Origin of the sequence: Pseudomonas sp. A-B-19 (assembly GCF_019947515.1) — a bacterium.
Taxonomy (GTDB): Bacteria; Pseudomonadota; Gammaproteobacteria; order Pseudomonadales; family Pseudomonadaceae; genus Aquipseudomonas.
Genome location: NZ_JAGYGN010000005.1, coordinates 149,529 through 169,644, shown reverse-complemented (window position 1 = coordinate 169,644; position 20,116 = coordinate 149,529). Strand labels below are relative to the sequence as shown.

The window sequence follows — 20,116 nt, the reverse complement described above, 5'->3', positions numbered from 1 at the left end:
GCCAGATGTCTGCACGCGGTGCCAGCCAACCCCTGCGTCTACCTTCCATCGACAGCTTGTTGCGGCACCCGGCGTGCCTGCCGTTGGCCGAGCGTTATGGGCGCGACGCCTTGCTGAGTACCTTGCGGCTTTTGCTGGATGAGTTGCGCGAAGGGGTGCAGCAGGGTTTGCTCGAACCTGCAGAAGTCAGCGCCGAAGTGTTGGCGGGCAGGGGCGGCGAACGATTGGCAACCCAGCATCGCAGCCAGGTGCGCCGGGTGTTCAACCTCACCGGTACGGTGCTGCACACCAACCTCGGGCGGGCGTTGTTGCCCGAAGAGGCGATTGAGGCGGTGCAAATGGCCGCGCGCTATCCGCTGAACCTGGAATTTGACCTGCGCAGCGGCAAGCGCGGTGACCGCGACGACCTGATCGAAGGCTTGATCCGAGAACTGAGCGGTGCTGAAGCGGTGACCGTGGTCAACAACAATGCCGCAGCGGTCTTGCTGACCCTCAACAGCCTGGGCGCGCGCAAGGAAGGGATTATTTCCCGGGGCGAACTGATTGAAATCGGTGGCGCCTTTCGCATCCCCGATATTATGGCCCGCGCCGGGGTAAAGCTGGTTGAGGTCGGCACCACCAACCGCACCCATGCCCGCGACTACGAGACCGCCATTGGCCCGCGTAGCGGTTTGATCCTGCGCGTGCATGCGAGCAACTACAGCATTCAAGGCTTCACCACACGTGTGGCGACGGCTGAACTGGCACAAATTGCCCACCAACATGGACTGCCGCTGCTTGAAGACCTCGGCAGCGGCAGCCTGCTGGACCTGACCCGCTGGGGCTTGCCCGCCGAACCGACGGTTCGCCAGGCACTGCTCGATGGCGCGGACATCGTTACCTTCAGTGGCGACAAACTGCTTGGCGGGCCGCAAGCCGGGCTGATCGTCGGCCGCAAGGAATTGATCGCCAGGATCAAGAATAACCCGCTCAAGCGTGCGCTGCGGGTCGACAAAATGACCCTGGCGGCCCTGGAAGCGGTGCTGGGTTTGTACCGCAACCCGGACCGACTGGCCGAGCGCTTGCCGATCCTGCGCCTGCTGACCCGGCCACAGGCCGATATCCTCGCCCAGGCCGAGCGATTGCGGCCAGCGCTGGCCCAGGTGCTGGGTGCGGGCTGGAGCGTCAGTGCCATGCCGGCACTGGGCATGATCGGCAGCGGCAGCCAGCCGGTGGCACGGCTGGCCAGCGCGGCGCTGTGTGTGCGACCACTCACCTCCAAGCGTTTGCGCGGGCGATCTTTGCTCAATCTTGAGCAGGCTTTGCGCGCTTTACCGATTGCGGTTCTCGGGCGCATTGACGATGACGCCCTGTGGCTGGACCTGCGGCAACTGGACGACGAGCCGGCATGGCTGGCGCAACTCGATCAATTACACGTGGAGGGCCGGAAAGGGTGATTGTCGGCACCGCAGGGCACATCGACCATGGCAAAACTGCGCTGCTCCAGGCGCTGACCGGTCAGGCGGGTGACCGGCGCCGGGAAGAGCGTGAGCGCGGTATGACCATCGACCTTGGCTACCTGTATGCTGTGCTGGAGCCGAATGCGCAGTTGACCGGTTTCATCGACGTTCCCGGCCATGAACGCTTCACCCACAACATGTTGGCCGGGGCGCAGGGCATCGATCTGGTGTTGCTGGTAGTGGCCGCCGATGACGGCGTGATGCCACAGACCCGCGAGCATCTGGCGATTGTCGAGTTGCTGGGCATTCCCCGGGCGCTGGTGGCCATAACTAAGTGCGACCGGGTCGATGGTGCCCGGGTGCAGGCTGTTCGCGAGCAGGTGAGCGCATTGCTGGCGCCCGGTCCGTATGCCGGTGCGCCGCTGATGGCGCTGTCGAGCGTGACCTTTGATGGCATCGACACCTTGCGCCAGGCGTTGCTCGATGCCCAGCGTGAAGTGTCGCAACGCAGCACCGAAGGCGGTTTTCGCCTGGCGATCGATCGGGCCTTCAGCGTGGCCGGGGCCGGTATCGTGGTGACCGGTACGGCGCTGTCCGGCCAGGTTGCGGTAGGCGATACCTTGCTGCTGGGGCCCCAAGGCAAACCGGTGCGCATTCGGGGTCTGCACGCGCAAAACCAGGCCACCGACCAGGCGTTTGCCGGCCAGCGCGTGGCGTTGAACCTGAGTGCCGAGCGGCTGGCCCTGGAGCACATCCATCGCGGCCACTGGTTACTGGCCGCCGGCTTGTACGCACCGACACAGCGCCTGGACATCGACATGCAGTTGCTCCCCGGCGAATCCCGCGCTTTCGAGCACTTTCAGGCGGTGCACGTGCACCTCGGCACCCAGGACGTCACCGGTCGAGTCGCCTTGCTCGAAGGCACCAGCCTGGCGCCGGGTGAGCGGATGTTGGCCCAATTGCTGCTCAATGCACCGGTGCATGCGGTGAAAGGCGATCCGCTGATCCTGCGCGATCAGAGTGCCCAACGCACCCTTGGCGGTGGCCGGGTGCTCGACCCGTTTGGCCCCACCCGGCAACGCCGCAGTCCCGAACGGCTGGTGCAGCTGCATGCATTGGCCAACAGCACGAAACTGGAGGACGTTCTACCGGCGTTGCTGGCCCACAGCGACACCGGGCTCGATCCGCAGCGCCTGGAACGGCAGTTCAACCGACCGCGCAGCAGTTGGGTGTTGCCCGCTGACGTGCGCTGGATCGACACCCGTCAAGGCGCGTTGCTGTTCAGTGCCGATCGTTGGGAAGCCTTGAAGGTGGCGGTACTGGAGCACCTCGCACGCTTTCATCAGCTCGATGCGGATCAAATGGGGCCGGACCGCGATCGCTTGCGCCGATTCGCCGGCAGCACTCTGGAACGCGCGACATTTATCAGCCTGCTCGATCAGTTGCTGGCCAGCGGCGACATCGCCAGCAGCGGCCCGTGGTTGCATCTGCCCGGGCATCAGGTGCGCTTGAGCGAAACGGACGAAACCCTGTGGCGACACTTGCAGCCGCTGTTCGAACAGGCCGGTTTCGACCCGCCGTGGGTGCGCGACCTGGGGCATGGGGAAGCGGCCGTGCGCGACTTGCTGCGCAAAATGGCGCGCCTGGGCTTGATGCACCAGGTGGTGCGCGATCTGTTCTATACCGACAGCATGATTCGTCGATTGGCGGCTATGCTGTTGCAACTGGCCGACGCCAATCCGGTGATTCAAGTGGCAGTATTTCGGGATGCGGTGGGTCTGGGACGCAAGCGCAGCATTCAGATACTGGAGTACTTCGACCGTATCGGCCTGACCCGGCGCTTTGGCGATCGACGACAGATTCGCCCGGACAGTGCGTTGGCCCGGCACACAGAGCACTGATTCAGGGGGCAAGACTTCAAGGAAGGCAATCGCGCCCGGTGGCGCGGCCGGGCTTCAAACCCGGTTGGGGACGGCATCCGTTCCCGGGCAGGTTCGACTCCGGCTGCCTTCCGCCAATCAACCCCAATCCTTCTGACTCAACCCAATCCCTTGTGGGAGCGAGCCTGCTCGCGTCAGCCATGCGCGGTTAACATTCTCTGTTTGAATGCAACGGGATCGAATGGGCGAGGTTTTCCGCTGGATTCACCTTCCCGAAGAGCGGCACGGATCGTTTCGAGTTCAGCGCTGCACTCCTGTTCAAGACGGATCAGATCGCGAATATATTCGCTGTCGTTGGTGTAATGGCCCGCTTCTATCTGCGCTTTGATCCCGTTGTCTTGCTGGTCAGTCACAGTGATGGTTTTTCGTACGGTTCCCATGATCGGGCCTCCATGGAGATGGTCGACTGCGTGCTACCAATCATACTATTGGTGCGGTATCGAGCAGGCGAGCTCTATTGCGATCCATCCAGTCCGAACAGAATTTGCAGCTTTGCGGCAAGCCCTAATGCCAGTCAGTCAAGGGATCGACGAGCGCTGATTAACCTGTGGCGAGGGAGCTTGCTCCCGCTGGACTGCGCAGCAGGCCCATTTGTTGGGGCCGCTTCGCTGCCCGGCGGGACGGTGCGGCGATCCGACAAGCTCCCTCGCTACGGGTTCAGTGTCTCGGCTTAACTGACTGGCAATACGGCAAGCCCGCTCCAACAATTGAATGCATTCCAGACATTGCCGAATGCTTTGCTCAGAACCCCAGCGGGTACTGAATCACTACATATATCCGGTCTATGTCATCACCTGCCTGCGCCTGGTTGGCCCGGTGCGAAACATGCGACACCTGCAGCGACAAGTCCTTCGCCGCACCCGTTTGAACGATGTACTTCAAATCAATGTCGCGCTCCCAGTGTTTACCCCCATCACCCTGTTGCGGCACGAAGGTGCCGGTCGCCGGGTCGAACGGGTTGTAGGCCCCGCCTTGTGGCGCATGGGTGCCGTCGATCTGGTCGCCGGTGACGTAACGGGTCATGAACTTCAGGCCGGGTACCCCGAAGGTGGCCAGGTCCAGGTCGTAGCGAACCTGCCAGGAGCGTTCGCGGGCGCCGTTGAAGTCGGCGTACTTGATCGAGTTAGCCAGGTAGATAGAGTCGCCACCGACAAAATCGAACGGCGTATCACCGTTGATCTTCTGATAGGCCAGGGTGAAACCATGGGCGCCCAGCGTGTATCGGCCGGACAGGCTGTACGCCGTATTGTCGATGGCACCGGCCAGCGCCTGACCGGTGTCCCGGGTGTGATAGAGGTTGGCGTCGAGGAACACTTCGGACTGCTTGAAGTGCAGATTGCCGTAGTACTGATGCCAGGTGTCGGTCAGCTCCGAGGCGTACAGGGCGCCGCCAACCGGGCTTTGGGTAAACAGGTCGGCGCCGACAAACGAAATGCCGCCGGCCTCGGTGTTGGCACCATAACCGAAAAAGTTGCCCTTGCCTGACGCACTGTCCTGATTCTTGAACGCCGTGAAGCGGCCGGCCTGCAGGTTCATTCCTTCGATTTCGCGGCTGTCGAGCAGAAAACCGGTGGCGTACTCCGGTTGCAGGCGTTTGTCCGCGGTGTCGAACACCGGGCTTTCGACCTCCATTTCACCAAACGCCAGGGTGGTGTTCGAGGCCTTGAGCTTGATCGCGCCGCCGCCGCTGGAGTAATCGCTTGCGCTGCGGCCGTCACTGTCCACCGGCAGTAATCCGGTCCCGGAATGGCCCTTGCCGCCATCGAGCTTCAATCCCAGAAAGGCATGGGCATCGAGGCCGAAGCCGACGGTTCCCGGTGTGAATCCGGATGTAAAAGCGCCAATAAAACCTTGAGCCCATTCGGCTTTGTAGTTCTTGCCGGTTGGCGAGGGGGATCGATAGTCGCTGTTCAGATAAAAGTTTCGGCTGAGTACGCCAAGCGTCGCTCCGTCGAAAAATCCTTCTGCGCCTTGCGCCGGTTCATCGGCCAGTGAGTGGGTAGCGAACAGGCAGAAGCACAGCGCAATCGTCACCCTGAAGTCTTGCGGGAAGAGGGTCATCAATGGCTCACCACAGGGGGGAGCGACTGCGATGATTTACTGTAGGAGCGAGCTTGCTCGCGATGGTCTCAATAGCGCCGCGTTCAGCCGGTAAACACGCGTTATCGTTAACGACCATCGCGAGCAAGCTCGCTCCTACAGGAGTCCGTCTGCAGTCGCCGGTTTTTTCAACGGACCTTAATGGCCTTCGGATGCACCAAACATGGTCTTGGCGTAGATCAGGCCCAGACCGTAGGCGCCACCGTTGGCAATCGAGGTTTTCACGGTTTCGTCGTAGGTCTCGCCGCGGGCCCAGTCACGTTGCAGTTCCAGCAGGTATTGCAGCGCGGTCATCGGCCGGGCACCGATCTGGATCATGCGCTGCATGGCCATTTCATGGGCTTCAGTGCTGACGTCGCCACAGGCGTCGGCAATCACATACACCTCGAAGCCCTGATCGATCGCCGACAGCGCCGGGCCGACGATGCAAACGGACGTCCACAAACCGGCGAGGACAATCTTCTGCTTGCCGATGGCATTGACTTGCACGGCGATGCGCTCGTCTTCCCAGGTATTCATGCTGGTGCGGTCGATGACGTTGTGTTCCGGGAACACGGCTTTGATTTCATCGAAGATCGGCCCGGAAAAACTCTTCTCGGCGACGGTGGTGAGGATGGTCGAGACCTTGAAGCCACGGGCTGCCTTGGCTACCAGCGCGGCGTTGTTGCGCAGGGTCACGGCATCGATCGACTTGGTCGCGAAGGACATCTGCGACTGGTGGTCGATCATGATCAGGGTGTGGTCGGTCGGGGTCAGCAGGGTTTTGCCGGGGACTGCTTTTGCAATGGCCATGACAGGGTCCTTACGGGGTGTGAATGAGGACGTCATGGTTACGTAGATCGGGTCGGGAATATTGAATCGGTGTGCTGTCTTTGAGGCCCGCTGCCCAAGTGGTTCATGATTACATTACGTCCCCAAGCCGACGGATTGCACATGCCGGGCAAGCGGCGGGCCTATCGGCGCAAGGCCGATGGGCAGGTCAACCTGAGGTGTGCTTCGGGAGCGGATGCCAGAGGAGCCGATATACCCTTTGGGAGCGATCTGTGGCGAGGGGGGCTTGCCCCCGTTTATCGTTTACGACCATCGCCAGCAAGCTGGCTCCTACAAGGGACCGTGCCCACAAAGGTAGTTATTCGGCAACAGCAGGCGATGCCGGATCAGCCCTCAAAGATGATCCGCATCGATCACCGCCTTGGCGAACGCCTGTGGATCTTCCTGCGGCAGGTTGTGGCCGATGCCGCCGCTGATCAGCCGGAATTGGTACTTGCCGGTGAAACGCTTGGCGTAATCCTCGGGGGCAGGGTGGGGCGCGCCGTTGGCATCGCCTTCCAGGGTAATGGTCGGCACACTGATGGACGGCGCCGTGGCCAGTTTCTGCTCCAGCGCTGCATATCGGCTTTCACCCTGGACCAGGCCCAGGCGCCAACGATAGTTGAACACGGTGATATCGACATGGTCGGGGTTGTCCAGCGCCTTGGCACTGCGGTCGAAGGTGGCGTCATCGAACGCCCATTTCGGCGAAGCCAGTTGCCAGATCAGCTTGGCGAAGTCGTGGGTGTTCTTTTCATAACCGGCGCGACCACGGTCGGTGGCGAAGTAGAACTGATACCACCACTGCAATTCCGCCTTGGGTGGCAACGGGTTCTTGCCGGCCGCCTGGTTGCCGATCAGATAACCGCTGACTGAGACCAGCGCCTTGACCCGGTCCGGCCACAACGCCGAGACAATGTCGGCCGAACGCGCACCCCAGTCATAACCACCGAGCACCGCTTGCTTGATCTTCAGGGCATCCATGAAGTCGATGACATCAGTGGCCAGCGCAGCCGGTTGGCCATTGCGCAGGGTTTTGTCGGAGAGGAAATGCGTATCGCCATAGCCGCGGGCATAGGGCATCAGCACCCGATAACCCTTGGCGGCCAGCAAGGGCGCGACCTGGTCATAGCTGTGAATGTCGTATGGCCAGCCGTGCAGCAAGATCACCACCGGCCCGTTGGCCGGGCCTGTTTCGGCATACGCCACGTCCAGCAGCCCGGCGTCGACATGCTTGAGCGAGCCGAACGGCGAGGGCGCCGCCCGAGTGGTGCCAGCCGGGGTTGCCGCTGGCTGCGCGGTGGCGGCCGTTTGCCCGTAGGCTGCGCCGAAAACGCCGAACAGGGTCAGCGCAAGGATCGAAGGGCCGACCAAGTGGCGGCGAGCGTTGCCGGTGTTGCTGTTGCGCGGTGCCATCTTCATGGGATTTCTCCATTGCCAGTCAAGGGTCAGGGGGCCGGTCCGAGCCCCTTCAAACCTGGCTTGCATTGAAACGCGGCAACGTATCCGGCCTGTGTCGAATCGCCGGGCGGATGAATGCCTGTGTATCGGGCCGTCGCGCCGACACACTGTGATACATGGGGACTTGGCCTGAGCCTTTTGGATAGGCAGCGAAACTTAGCTGCGGCTGAGGAGCGGGGAAGTCGACCGGTTTTCTGCTATGGCTTCGAGTCAGAGTAAAAGCCAACTCGACTAAAGCACTATTTAGTCGAGTTATGTCGATAAACGCTGCGAATACGGCGCTAAGATCACGAATTATGGGGTATACGACAAATGACTCAAATCTCCCTGCAAATTGGAGAAATGATCAAAGCCCTGAGTCTAGAGCCCCATATCGAAGGTGGATTCTTTCGCAGAACCTACCAATCGGCCGACGAGAACACTGTTGTGACTGCAGGTGGCCAACGGCTTTGCATGACGTCGATTTTCTATCTGTTGACCCAGGATTCTCCGATAGGTCATTTCCATCTCAACCAGTCAGACATCGTTCATTACTATCATGTGGGCGATCCGATTCGGTACACGTTGATTTTTCCAGATGGCACGTTGAAAACCATCGTGATGGGTCACGACGTTCTAGCCGGACAATGCTTGCAACTGCATGTGCCCGGTGGCATCTGGAAAGCTTCGCAGGTGATGCACGGCGCTGCAGGGTTCGGCTTGATCAGTGAAGCGGTTACGCCAGGATTTGATTTCGCGGATGGATATGGAAATGGGCGACCGGCAAAAGCTCGGTCAACAGCTTCCTGAGCATTGGGCGCTGATCGAAAAGCTGACGCGAGGATAGTACTCAGAAGAAACGATGACCCTATCCCCATAGCGACCAGTTGCAGCCTAATCAAGAACTTAACAAAATCCACTCCGCGATTGCTCAGTCGATATGGTCAAAGTCCCTTCTAATGTTGGGAAGTGATTCCGTACCCATAGCATCACTGAGAAGTAATTTTTTCCCTAAAGAATCACTAACCATTAAAATTCACAAAACAATGCAGATTTCAAGGTAGCTGGCGCATGAAATCATTGAGACCACCTAGCCTTTATATCTTACCGATCTTTGTAGGCTGATAGAAGTTTCCAATAAGTCCTAGAAGGTTCCGTCTGTCGTAGTAAAATTTTGGGAAGCGATTTCGAACCCCTGCAACCAGCGAGATCGAATCCCATGGCGACAATGAAAGGTCACCGCCGAAAGCAGCTAACGGCTAGTAGGAAAACGAGCGGTCACAACCGCAGTCTCTGGATAACCTATAGCCCGAAAATGAATGCTGATCTCAAGATCTTGGGCGACCTGGAAATTATCCATTGGGCTACTGAGCTTGAGACCAGTTCGAGCGTGCTGGCCTACAGATTCGATGAGGATGTCGACATCAGCTTGAATGCGGATGACATCGATGATTTCACGAAGCTCAGAGGGATATGGGTTGAGCGTCGGGATGGCTCGGTAGCACTCCATCAGATAGACGCCGAGGAGAAGCTAGACCCAGACCGCAAATCGGTGCCCATCCGTTATCGACACACTGATCAGGTCGTTCGCCACGCTCAGCTCGTTTCGATTACGTTCGCCCACCTTGCATTAGTCGCCTATCAGTTGGGCTTCTGGCTGAAAGTGATTGCTATGGCATCGCAGGTGAGGAGTTACGTACTTGACCATGAAACTGAGCTGGTGGGCACCCAGGTTCAGTTGAAGAAGGAGGGGACGATCCGGTCTCTCCTTGATGACGTGGATATCTCAGATCAAGCCATCGCGCTGGGTGTCATCTGCAGATTGATCATTGCTGGATCTGTGATGGTTGAGGTTGACAAAAACGGCTTCGGTTATAACACCGTCTGGCGCGCACTATGAGCAGACGCTCTCGCTCGCAAATCATAGAGCTTATCCAGGCCACGATGCCTTGGGAAGAAGTCTCTGTTCAAGCTTTGGAGCCGAAGGCTGCCGAGATCTACCGGCACAGGAAGCAGGCGCTTGAGCTGTACATGAATGGAAGCACGATCGAATCCATAAAGCATGCCACTAACATAGATGGCAGCTACTTAAAAAAAATGATAAAGCGCTGCCTTCTGTTAGCACCTGATCGATCTGTTTATGGTTACCGCGCGCTCTTGCCTCATATTGCGATAAAAACCTACAAGCGTACGAAGGAAGTTGATGCGTCCCTGTGGCAATCGGGCGCTGGGCTCTCTGGCGTTCTGGGGGCGATTTTCACGCTTTACCCAAAACTTGAGTCGGAGCTTCAAGATCTCATCTTGAAGAGGAAGCCCAAAGGAAAAAATAAAAAAGTGCATGAGTTCGCAATACGGCCAAAAGATCTTCACATTGCCTTTATAAATATACTAAAAGACAATGGGCACCCGACAGCGAAGTGGCCATTTAACACAAAGCATCGCGGCATTAGAACCTTGACTGCGTATGTGAGCAAAGTGCGAGATCAAAATTTTGAGCGGACTGTTCATATTACTGGTGATCGTGGTGCGATTGCGCATATACCTGTCGGTACAGGGCATTCCTCACTGACCAAGTCAAGGGGCCTGATGGAGATTATTGAGATTGATTCTTATACAGTCGATGCATTATTCATCTTGATACTTCAACATGAATATGGGCTTGAAACCTATCATATCTTGAAAAAGCTGCACCTCCTTGCAGCGGTCGAGTCACTGACTTCTGCAGCGCTTTGGTTTTATGTCGTTCATGGTGACGACGTGACTGCTGAAGATGTCGTGGCACTAATACGCCAAATGCTTAGCGCTAAGCTCCCAAGACCCGAGTTTACAATCAAGGATTTGGATATAAATCCGGGTGCGGGGTTTCCCGCAGAGGTGATTCCTGAGATGACGCAGGTAGAGCCGTCGATCATTCGACTTGATAATGCGTTAGCACACCTGAGTGATAAGGTTAGTACGCTCCGAATGCAAATTGGATGCATAAATGAATATGGTGTTCCTGGCCGCCCGGAAAGACGACCGAACATCGAACATAAATTTAAGCTTCTGGCTGCGGATTTGATTCAACGCTTTCCAAATACTACGGGTGCAGGCCCTGATAAAGGCAGAGCCATTGATCCCGAACGAGCTGCTATTCAGTTCCGGGTCACCAGTGATGAACTCGATCAATTGGTCTACGCGTATCTCGCTAACCTGAATGCGGAGCCGACCGAGGGCCTGCGGAATTTGTCCCCACTTGAAGCGGTCGCACAGTTGGTAAGGAAGGATCATTATATACCGAGGCGACCACCACTTGATATGCGTGAATCATTGGGGGTTGTCAGCGTGAAGAGCACGCGGACAGTCAAAGGTGGAGCCAAAGATGGCCATCGCCCTTATATTACTTTTAAGAGAGGCAGATATACCTCGTCCAGATTGATGGATAGTCCCGATCTCGTTGGAAAAGAAATAATCATTGAAGTCAACGAGTCGGACATTCGAGTCGTACAAGGGTTTCTGAAAAACGGCGCTCCTATAGGGCCTCTCACGGTACAGGGGGACTGGGCTGAGCTCCCTCATAGCCTTAGAACCCGTGACGAGATCAACTCACTGATGTATCGGAAGGTCATATTTCGTACGAGTGGTGTCAACATTTTTGCGACCTTCAAGCGACATCTGGAAGCAAATCTCGAAGCAGCTGCGGCGAGCAACAAGCAAGATCGAAGGTCGGCATCGAAGCTCGACAGGCTGAGAGCTGAGCAATCTCGTAGCGCTTCCGAAGTTGAGAATAGTGCTCAACCTGTAGCGCTGCAACAGCCTGCCCCGTCTCTGACTCAGAAGGCTCCTATACCGGAGCGCGAGTTTCTTGTTCCACCTAGCAGCTTAGACCTCATCGAATTGGTCAAAAAGCTCTAAGAGGGCCTTATGAACACTTATGACCCGTACGACGCCGAGCAGCAAGAGACGTTCCTGTGGAACCACCCGTTAGTGACAAAGAACTATGTCGCACTCACTCCTAGTATGCCGCAGGTGCTCGGGATAGTCATGGACTGCGTAATGCTTCATAAGACGTGCCTAGTCTTTAAGGCTTTCCCCCGGATGGGGAAAACTACGGCATGTAACTTCGTGATCAGCGCACTGAATAGCCATCCCGCATTCAAGGACAGATTTCTGACGCGCGTATCCGCGGACACAAACGGTGATCGGAAACGCCGGGAAAATATCGTCAAGTGTTTGGCCAGGTCATTGGGTCTCCGACTGCCTAAGAGAATAGATATCGGGACGTTGCGAGTAGATGTACTGAATGACATAGAAAGCACCCTGAGAAACAGGGGGGGGAGGCACTGGGTTCTATTCTTAGATGAGCTTCAAACGCTTACGATAGAAGATTTTGAGCAGCTACAGTATATCCAAAATGTACTAGCCGTTGGTAATGTTGACACCACGCTCATTGGCTTTAGCCAAACACAAATTAGCTATGCGATTGAATTGCTTAAAAACCAGAAGCGTGCGGAGCTGACTGCCCGGTTTCTTAGTGAAGTATGGGATCTGCCGCATTGCACAGACCATACCTGGATGGCTGAAACTATGAAAGGGTTCGATGAAGACTTTACTTATCCCGCCGGAAGCCGTTGCACCTACACTCAGTTTTTTCTTCCGCAAGCTTATGCCGCTGGCTTTCGTCTTGCCAGCACGGCCTCGGACATTTATCAGGTAATGTCTGAGGCTGCGAAAACCTATAATCTTCCTCTGCTTCCCACCGCATTCGTGTTTGAGGTGTTCAGGCTTATTCTGATTCGCTCCATGAAACGAGACGCCCCAGAGTTTACTCTGACCCAAAAAATTATTGAATCTGCCACGTCAGAGTCACAGTTGAGCAGCTATGCAGATATTCTCACACAGAGCGGCGTGTTATGAAACCGTCGAATCCAGTTCATCTAATCTTTCTTAGGCCTCCGCTCAAATACACTTCCTCCTGGCTGATATTTCTCCATGTGATGAAGTGGAACCACACTCGCGCTTTTCATGAGATTCGCGAACTTTTGGAGGTCGGTGGCTCCGAGCCCGAGGAGTTCGATCGTTGGTGGGACGGTGCTCAAGTTCCTCATTCAAGAGTGGAGGACGCATGTGGGCTCCTACGCAATGAGCTTAAATATTCGTTTTTAGATGGCTGGTTTCCTTTGCCCGGATATTGGGAGTGTGAAACCCTACAAATGAGGCCTCGACCCAGAATCCGACACTGCCCTCAATGCATCAAGATGGGATATCATTCGGTAGTATTCTATTTCGAACACATCACGCATTGTCCTTGGCATCATGAAGCCCTTGAGGACTGCCAGCAATGCTCGGATGTGTTATCAAAGCAATGGCCGGGAAAGGAAGGGATCGCAGCTGCTTCAGAGAGATGTAAGCATTTGGGCATTATCCTTGATGTTTTATCGTCAGATGAAGCGCCTAAAGATTTTCAAATCGAGGTAATCGCTTGGTGTGACGGGCTTAAAGATTGGATCAGGCGTGGATCGCGTTTGGTAGGACAGGACATCTATGAAGTAGTGGCGGCAGAGCCGTCCAAACTGCAAGACAAAGAAGTCGTCTTCAAATTCCTAGCAGATCGTGGATCGCCTGGATATTTTGCATCTAAGGTTGAAGCGCCCGCTTCAATGCTAAAATTCCCTCTTTCAAAGCTCGCCTGGGAAATAAGATTTTATCACATCCTCAGTTCTCCTAGCGAAGAATGTATCAGGTGTTATGATGCTATACGGGAAACGCAGCCACACGCTGATTTCGAAGACTCTGTATCAACCATTAAGTCTATTCGTAGGTATATATATCGTCGCTATATACGCCTGCATAGAAAATGTTTGGCGCGTCTTGTTCGTACGGCCTCGGGGAACTGGTATGCTTTCAATCTTGATACCATATGCCCCTGCGTGATGGCTTATTTGATTGTCTTTTCTCGGCGTTGGGGTGTCTCGCCTTGGGATATGCTGCATATAAAAATAAGCCATTTGCATTCGTATGGCATTAGCTCTGCTCGGCGCGGGGAAACCCTACAGTGCGAGAGTGAGCTAGGGATGTATAGGTTGATTGGCAACTTTTACAAGATGTGGAGCATACTCCGCCACTTTCGGGAGATAGATTGTCGCACGCTTGTGCTGAATTACAGGCATGACGGCAGTCTGCTTAGCTTTGTAGCTCCGATGATTTACGAAACCGCACGCCGGTACCGCGATTATATCTACTGGGATGCGATCTTGTTCATGGAGGATCCAGAGTTTGCGCTCGCAGGCAGCATCCCAGACTGCGTTAGCCGTCGCAGGTATCCGCTGCAGGTGACGCTTGATCGCTGGTACTACTCGGCGCTGAAAAACAACCAGAACATCCTATGTGCGCTGCATAACGTGGGATCAAACAGTAACCGCCGTCTCGATCTGTAGCGGTGAGTCACTCCCAATGCCTCCCCACTGACTGCTTGGAATCTCCAAGCTTCCGGGCAACCCAAACCCGGTTAGCCCATGAGCTTTCAGGCGCTGCACCTGGGAACTAACAATAAAAAGCTAAGAGAGTGGAAATCGGCTCATGGCCGAGAGTTAGTTGAGGCTTGGAGGGAAATTTAGCAAGCTCCAAGCCTGGTGTTTGATTAAGTCCCCACTAGGGCTCTACGCAAGCGTTTGAAGCGTGAATTCATCTGCCAAGGATGAGCTACTGATCGTCAATTCTTTTTCCAATACTCCCTGACCGACGTCAACGCCAACCCCAACTGCGCTGCTGCCTGCTGCTGCGTCGCACCTTCCGCTTTGAGCGCCAGTACCGCTTTCTCATTATCTGTGTTTAGCGGTTTGCCGCGTCCTCGTTTTATGAGGTTACCGCCTGCGTCGAACTGATCGCTGAGCACCTTCATGCCGCCCTCAGCTTCGAACGCTGCCACGTCGGTCAATGCACGGCCAATCACAGTGAGTGGCTGCTCATTCTGGCGTTGGGCGATGCAGAGGGTAAGCATCGCAATGGGATCGAGGCCAAGGGATCGTGCCAGCTCGTCAAATTGCTCGACGGTGATGCTTGTCTGCGCGTTCTCAAGAGCACTGACTTTACGTCGGTGAGTCGCATCCGAGACGTCAGCGTACCTGGCGCGCCGAATGAGGCGGAGCGCCCGAAGCACACCTGCAAATGCGGTTCTCAGTTCCATGACTTTCTCAAAAGTCAGGATATAGCCATAACTGAGCTTTACGAATAAACGTCAATATAGTGTATTATCAGTTTTGTCGGGTTCTTCAGTGGGCAGCGCGCAGTGGTAGAGAGGGTAGTAGGACACCACCAGACCTCTCTGAAGGAGCATTAAGACCGAGGTGCCCGTGGTGGGTACCCCAGGTCTAGAGCTCTTTCAGGTGCCTCAAGAGCACCGAGATTGCGCTAGCGAAGACCGTGATCAGGTGGTCACGTTCGCTCGAGAGCGGTTCGGGAATACGGTTGCGCAGCCTATGAAGGGATCGCGCGATGAACACAGCAGATGTATTAACGGAGATATTGAGATTGAGCAGAGATAAAAACGAAGGTGCTGAGGAGTTACTCGATGGCGGCCCAGGCGTACCTCGCCAAGGTGCCATGGACACAGATGAGATTCTCATTGGGCTCGTCCAAGCTCTCTATCCGCGAAAACCGTACTGCCTGGTTGAGAACTGGACAATTTTCAACGTCGATGTCACCGAGGAGGAACTGAACAAAATCCACGCAGCAGGGCAACTCCCGATGATTCTGTTTGCTCACAATGTTCGCTTTGACAGCGAGCGGCGGTTCGACGTCGGGGACTGGATGCGCAGCACCTTTGCAACCTCGTTTGAGGAGGGATTCCTCTTTGAAACAAGGAACACGATCTACGTGTTGAAGGGGCTCGGTCATGAAAAGTCAGCAACCCTCAAGACGGTTCTTTCTTTTTTCTAGTGTGAAATCGGTTCACGAATTGATTGGAGCTGAGGTTGAGATGTTTGGAACAGATATTGCCGATCAGGCAGAGGACGAAGGAACGTTCGGAACAGATATTGCTGATCAGGCAGGGGAGGAAGGAATGTTCGGGGAAGGTCATTCACATTGGTTCAAAATCTCTCGATTGCTCCCGACGCATTGGTATCACGTGGATGTAAAAATCCGTAATGAAGATCGGATGACTCCTCTAGTGCTAATGGCTGGTGATGAAACTGCGTTTAAGGAGATCCTCAAAAAGCGCGGGCCTGATCTCGAACTGACACAAGTGCAGGCAGTGATCCCAAAGTGGATGAACAAAACTGATGCATGGAGCATGGAAAAGTTGACTGGGCTATCGCTTGGTTACGATAAAATTGGGATCCCGGTGTGTCTCTTGGAGGTGGCTAGCGGAGCAGTGTATGCAGACGTTCACGACCCTCAGTTTTGCATTGACTCTTTAGTCGAAGTCAAGAAAATCTACTAAATCGGGGCTGGGGCAATGCCAAGCGATACAACGCTCGAACTTCATTCCAGACGCCTCACAGATTTTCATTTGCGCAGAATCCTACGTGCGAGCAAGCACCACTACGATCTTCCCATCATGGCTTACTTGAGCGACGTTTTCGTATCTGGCAGCACGGCGGTCGGAGTCGTGTACGGTCACAGGGAAGTCGGTAAATTCGGGCGATTTGATGACGGGCATTTTTTGCGTACCTCCTCCATACGCTTTGCTAAGAAGGAAGGGCGGTTCTGGGTGCTCACATCGATGGATGCTAGATACGTGATCGCGTCATTCAAGCGATTGGACGGCCGTCCAAGCTTCCGAGCCTTCCTGGCGGGTATGAATGGGTCTCCTGTGTCACCAACTGTTGAGTGAGCTCAGGGCGGGCCAATGCAGCATGGGAATCTGAAGTCGGTATGGCTCGAGAAGACGACGATACGGTGTATTGCAATGTTCAAATGTCCCTGGCTAGTGGCAAAGAGCTGCTTCAGCTAGTAACAGCGCTACGTGAATCGGGATCTCATCCGAGCCTCGATACTGTTTTCGCTCGTATGCAATTTGAGCTGACGATGACTATCGATATTGTTGAGCACCCACCGACATGGGGTGCTGGAGAACCTACGGAGCATTGATTCGCCCCGCAAATTGTTCGCTGCCTGTAGAGGATCTGGTGAAGCTAGGCGCTTACGCGAAGGAGCGATTCAAGCGTCATGGTGGATCTTGCTTGCCTGTCGCTGGCTCATATTTTTCCTGGCGTACCTGGCGAATGAGCTTGAGGAGTCACAGATGAAGGTTTACGTGCTTTCAGACCTACACCTCGAATTTTCTGATTTCGTACCGCCTCCGAACGACGCAGATCTGGTGATCTTAGCGGGAGACCTCCACACAAAATGTCGTGGCGTGGAGTGGGCGAATCAGACGTTTGAGCGTGAGGTTATTTATGTTTGTGGGAACCATGAATTTTACTCAGGCCATATCGACCACACCCTGCGCAAAATGCGAGATGCCGCCGCACCCCACGTCCATGTCCTGGAAAACCAGGTGTGGATTCACAGCGAAATACGTTTTTTGGTCACAACGGGGTGGACTGATTTCACATCTACAGGCGACAAACTTGCAGCGTCGATGACGTGTGCAGCGTTTATGAATGATTTCAAGTTGATCAGGGCGAAAGAGAGTTTCCGCCGGCTGCGCCCAGAAGATGTGATTGAGCGAAATCGCGTGGCTTTTGACTTTCTGAAGCGCGAACTCAGCGAGCCATTTGATGGCAAAACTGTTGTCGTTACGCATCATTGTCCTGTCCCGGAGGTGGGCCGTGAAAAGCACTACGATCATCTCAGTGCCGCATATTTCAACTCCTGGCACGCGCTTCTACCTTTCGTAGACGTATGGATCTTTGGACACACCCACCGAGCTGTGGATTGCGAGCTAGATGGATGCCGAATCATTTCCAACCCCCGTGGTTATCCAGGGGAAGAGACGGGTTTTGTTCCGAATTTGACTGTAGAAATCTGATCGCTGAAGAGGAGGGGAGACCAGATGCACTGGATCAAAACCTATGGCGCAGATCTGTCTGACTTTAGTTTTTTCAAGCTGCCGAAGGTCATAGAGCAAGCGCGTGCAGCTATCGCTGATCCAGACGTCGTTGGCTATTTGCTATGCGCATTGGAGCGTTCCCCGCGGATGACTGGGCTTCTGTTTTGCGATCACGTGAGGGCGTTTCCGGAAGGGTTGCCAATCCATACGCAACCCATTGCTGATCGATACAAGCGTGATGGCTATGAAGTCGTGATTGCAGCCGATGGCGGTAAGTATGTCGTAGCCCACTGCCTTTACGAGAATGGCGCGTTAGACCGGTTTGATCGAGTTCACTGACGTCGATATCGAATGCCAAGAGGGTTGATAGTTGGGATTCCCAAAGAGTGTGCTAGAGGCACAGAAAATTAATTTCGGTGTTCCGATCACCGGGTACCTTTGCTGTGCCGAAACTCAGTCTCCGTGCATGACTGGAGTCGTTTTTTCAGAAACGCGGGGTCGATTTGTAGACGGCGGGAGAATCCGCACTTCCAGGATCGAAAGGGTGTTCGAGCTCAAGGGATATCGGGTTTGCGAGACACGTAATGGTAGTAGGTACGTGATCTGCCACTGGTGGTACCAAAACGGTGCCTTGCCCCTTGTCGAGATCATCCACTGACTTGATGCACTCATGCCCTCGATGATGTGAGTGCGATCCGCTAGTGAAGCGATTGCCTCAAAAGCTCCGCACATTGTCGCTAAACACTCCAAGGGCTTCAACGTGTTGGTTGTAGGCATCTAGTTCCTCCCTGTTCTCTGCCAGCCATTGCTCTTGCCGCTCCGTACGCAGCGCCTCCGCTCGATTCCGCTCCATCATCGCAGAGAGGATAATGTCTTCCTGTTGGTGCATGGCCATCGCCTCTTCTGAATCGCTATCAACAAGATACTGGTAGCCGTGTTGCCGCAAACTGCTAACCCCAGCGTTAAATTTTGGGCTCTGGTTTGTACTCGTCAAGCACGAAAACATGATGACTACCACCCATCCTCGTCCTGCATCCCCTCTTGGTTAAGCTACTGCGTGACAAGGGCAGCAGCTTTCCGAAGGGGGAGTGTCCTTAGGCGTATATGGGCCTGAGCCGATGGAAGCAGCTCGCGCACGACGCATCAGTTTAAAATTCTGAGTCGGGATTACTCTCCAACCAAATGAGGGCGTCGAGTTGAGCAATGTTTTTCGCTGGATAATCTTTCGCGCGGTCGAGCGCTATGCGAAATAGGCGTGCACAGCGAATGTAGTTCTCGCCCTCGGTCGCGCCTCGTACTCTGTCTAGGCCTGAGTCTCGTAGCCAATCTCTGACTGGCTTATTGAGCACGTGGTATTGCTTCGGGAAGAATTGGCAAAGCATCTCTGAGAGGAGGGCGCCTCTGGTGGTCAAGCCAATGCTGTGCAAGCGATCAATTTCTACTCTCACGACACGATCCCTGGATACATACTGTGCGTCCAATATGCGTACCAGGCTTTTCGCCAGCTCCTTAAAATTACTACCTCGACCTTGTCTTTCCCAACCCCGACCCTGGAACCGGCTTCCGATATCGAGTGACCAGAGGGCGTTGAGCGTGGCGTAAAAACCTAGGTTGCGAGACGGATTCCAGGCGCGGGCTGCCGCAGTCGTCCGAAATAAAGATTCGAGGTCGGGTTTTACGCTTTTGAACAGGAGCATTTGTTGTCGCCGTCTGGTCAGCACGGCCGCGGAACGCTCGAGCGTTAGGGGATCGGGCAATACCAGTTCGAAGACAGCTCCATCATCATGGCCTTCTGTTTCTGATGTATCTGGTGATTTCGGCTTCTTAGGTTGGATGGCCTCTCTGTACCGATGAATCCAATTCTCATCGAGGGTCACACACATATTTGCGAGCTGTTCGATCCACTGTTCGGCGGCTTTGAAAGTCTCATCAGAAATCATTGAATAGCCATTAGCTTCGTAATTGGTAGAGAAAGCAGCTTTAGAGAGATTTGAAGAGCCGACAAGCGCGTAGGATTTGCCATCCAGCTCTCTCCAAAAAACGGCCTTCGGGTGGAATCCGTCTATTGCTTCCGCGGCGAGAAAATCATCGTGCCTGTCTGAGGGAAGCCATCGGAGTACGTCCTCGCAAGCTTTCTTGCGGGTAATTCCAAAATCTTTGCCAACTATGAACTTGAATGACTCGCACTGGTGGCCCAGGTCGCCCTTTATGTCCCAATGAGTCAAGTAAGCGCTGACGATGTACAGATGAGTCGATTCGCGAAGGGCACGACGATAGACGTCATGAAGCTCGGTACCGGAACGTTTGGGAAGTAAAAGCAATTTCATGCAAAAAAAATCCGCGTTGTTATTGAGGTGGCGTCGCTGGGTTGATGCACTTGCCGCTGTCGTACCGACAGGCTCTGGCCGACT

The 20,116-nt window shown here is 55.0% G+C and carries 18 protein-coding genes, 1 tRNA gene and 1 pseudogene; 13 read left to right on the top strand and 7 right to left on the bottom strand.

From position 1 onward, the window contains the following. Positions 1-5: 5 nt before the first annotated feature. The 3 genes from selA (at position 6) to KGA81_RS07900 (ending at position 3,456) form a co-directional block, all read left to right on the top strand. Positions 6-1,436, top strand: coding sequence for an L-seryl-tRNA(Sec) selenium transferase (gene selA / locus KGA81_RS07910; protein ID WP_223545319.1), 1,431 nt, complete (start codon positions 6-8; stop codon positions 1,434-1,436). Beyond that, positions 1,433-3,340 carry a selenocysteine-specific translation elongation factor gene (gene selB, locus KGA81_RS07905; RefSeq protein ID WP_223545431.1) on the top strand — a complete coding sequence of 636 codons (1,908 nt, stop codon included), beginning with the start codon at positions 1,433-1,435 and terminating at the stop codon, positions 3,338-3,340. The genes selA and selB overlap by 4 nt, the downstream gene beginning before the upstream one ends. Before the next feature lie 20 nt (positions 3,341-3,360). Beyond that, positions 3,361-3,456 (top strand) — tRNA-Sec (locus tag KGA81_RS07900). 57 nt (positions 3,457-3,513) lie between these two features. Here KGA81_RS07900 and KGA81_RS07895 read toward each other — a convergent pair. From KGA81_RS07895 to KGA81_RS07880, 4 genes are all read right to left on the bottom strand, one after another. Further along, complete coding sequence (locus tag KGA81_RS07895) at positions 3,514-3,759, bottom strand: type II toxin-antitoxin system ParD family antitoxin (protein ID WP_223545318.1); 246 nt, start codon at positions 3,757-3,759, stop codon at positions 3,514-3,516. A 361-nt stretch (positions 3,760-4,120) separates the two neighbouring features. After that, complete coding sequence (locus KGA81_RS07890) at positions 4,121-5,440, bottom strand: OprD family porin (protein ID WP_223545316.1); 1,320 nt, start codon at positions 5,438-5,440, stop codon at positions 4,121-4,123. A gap of 177 nt (positions 5,441-5,617) precedes the next feature. Beyond that, on the bottom strand, positions 5,618-6,271 hold the full coding sequence (locus KGA81_RS07885) for a hydrolase (protein WP_223545314.1): 654 nt from the start codon (positions 6,269-6,271) through the stop codon (positions 5,618-5,620). A gap of 372 nt (positions 6,272-6,643) precedes the next feature. Continuing rightward, positions 6,644-7,711, bottom strand: coding sequence for an alpha/beta fold hydrolase (locus tag KGA81_RS07880; protein WP_223545312.1), 1,068 nt, complete (start codon positions 7,709-7,711; stop codon positions 6,644-6,646). A 351-nt stretch (positions 7,712-8,062) separates the two neighbouring features. Here KGA81_RS07880 and KGA81_RS07875 point away from each other — a divergent pair. From KGA81_RS07875 to KGA81_RS30175, 6 genes and pseudogenes are all read left to right on the top strand, one after another. After that, a pseudogene (locus tag KGA81_RS07875) lies at positions 8,063-8,576 on the top strand (cupin domain-containing protein). Between the two features lie 468 nt (positions 8,577-9,044). Then, entirely contained in the window at positions 9,045-9,629 is a 585-nt protein-coding gene (locus KGA81_RS07870) for a hypothetical protein (RefSeq protein ID WP_223545311.1), read from the top strand. After that, a complete protein-coding gene (locus KGA81_RS07865) occupies positions 9,626-11,623 on the top strand; it encodes a hypothetical protein (RefSeq protein ID WP_223545310.1) in 1,998 nt (665 codons plus the stop codon). Before KGA81_RS07870 ends, KGA81_RS07865 begins: the two co-directional genes overlap by 4 nt. A 9-nt stretch (positions 11,624-11,632) precedes the next feature. Continuing rightward, a complete protein-coding gene (locus KGA81_RS07860; protein WP_223545308.1) occupies positions 11,633-12,625 on the top strand; it encodes an AAA family ATPase in 993 nt (330 codons plus the stop codon). Continuing rightward, positions 12,622-14,145 (top strand): hypothetical protein, encoded by a 1,524-nt coding sequence (locus tag KGA81_RS07855; RefSeq protein WP_223545307.1) that lies wholly within the window; start codon positions 12,622-12,624, stop codon positions 14,143-14,145. The genes KGA81_RS07860 and KGA81_RS07855 overlap by 4 nt, the downstream gene beginning before the upstream one ends. A 78-nt stretch (positions 14,146-14,223) precedes the next feature. Further along, on the top strand, positions 14,224-14,325 hold the full coding sequence (locus KGA81_RS30175; protein ID WP_411736544.1) for a hypothetical protein: 102 nt from the start codon (positions 14,224-14,226) through the stop codon (positions 14,323-14,325). Positions 14,326-14,420: 95 nt separating this feature from the next. Here KGA81_RS30175 and KGA81_RS07850 read toward each other — a convergent pair whose 3' ends face one another. Further along, complete coding sequence (locus KGA81_RS07850) at positions 14,421-14,894, bottom strand: XRE family transcriptional regulator (RefSeq protein ID WP_223545306.1); 474 nt, start codon at positions 14,892-14,894, stop codon at positions 14,421-14,423. A 308-nt stretch (positions 14,895-15,202) separates the two neighbouring features. Between KGA81_RS07850 and KGA81_RS07845 the strand changes: the two genes are divergently transcribed. From KGA81_RS07845 to KGA81_RS07825, 4 genes are all read left to right on the top strand, one after another. Further along, entirely contained in the window at positions 15,203-15,646 is a 444-nt protein-coding gene (locus KGA81_RS07845; RefSeq protein WP_223545304.1) for a DUF6957 family protein, read from the top strand. Next, positions 15,603-16,151 carry a hypothetical protein gene (locus tag KGA81_RS07840; RefSeq protein WP_223545303.1) on the top strand — a complete coding sequence of 183 codons (549 nt, stop codon included), beginning with the start codon at positions 15,603-15,605 and terminating at the stop codon, positions 16,149-16,151. Before KGA81_RS07845 ends, KGA81_RS07840 begins: the two co-directional genes overlap by 44 nt. A gap of 804 nt (positions 16,152-16,955) precedes the next feature. After that, positions 16,956-17,684 carry a metallophosphoesterase gene (locus KGA81_RS07830; protein ID WP_223545299.1) on the top strand — a complete coding sequence of 243 codons (729 nt, stop codon included), beginning with the start codon at positions 16,956-16,958 and terminating at the stop codon, positions 17,682-17,684. Between the two features lie 24 nt (positions 17,685-17,708). After that, positions 17,709-18,044 carry a hypothetical protein gene (locus KGA81_RS07825; RefSeq protein WP_223545298.1) on the top strand — a complete coding sequence of 112 codons (336 nt, stop codon included), beginning with the start codon at positions 17,709-17,711 and terminating at the stop codon, positions 18,042-18,044. Between the two features lie 376 nt (positions 18,045-18,420). Here the strand turns inward: KGA81_RS07825 and KGA81_RS07820 are convergent, their stop codons facing one another. Together KGA81_RS07820 and KGA81_RS07815 are read right to left on the bottom strand one after the other, a co-directional pair. Further along, positions 18,421-18,594: a type II toxin-antitoxin system CcdA family antitoxin gene (locus KGA81_RS07820; protein ID WP_223545296.1), complete on the bottom strand. Its 174-nt coding sequence runs from the start codon at positions 18,592-18,594 to the stop codon at positions 18,421-18,423. Positions 18,595-18,853: 259 nt separating this feature from the next. Then, positions 18,854-20,032, bottom strand: coding sequence for a phospholipase D family protein (locus KGA81_RS07815; RefSeq protein WP_223545294.1), 1,179 nt, complete (start codon positions 20,030-20,032; stop codon positions 18,854-18,856). Between the last annotated feature and the right edge of the window lie 84 nt (positions 20,033-20,116).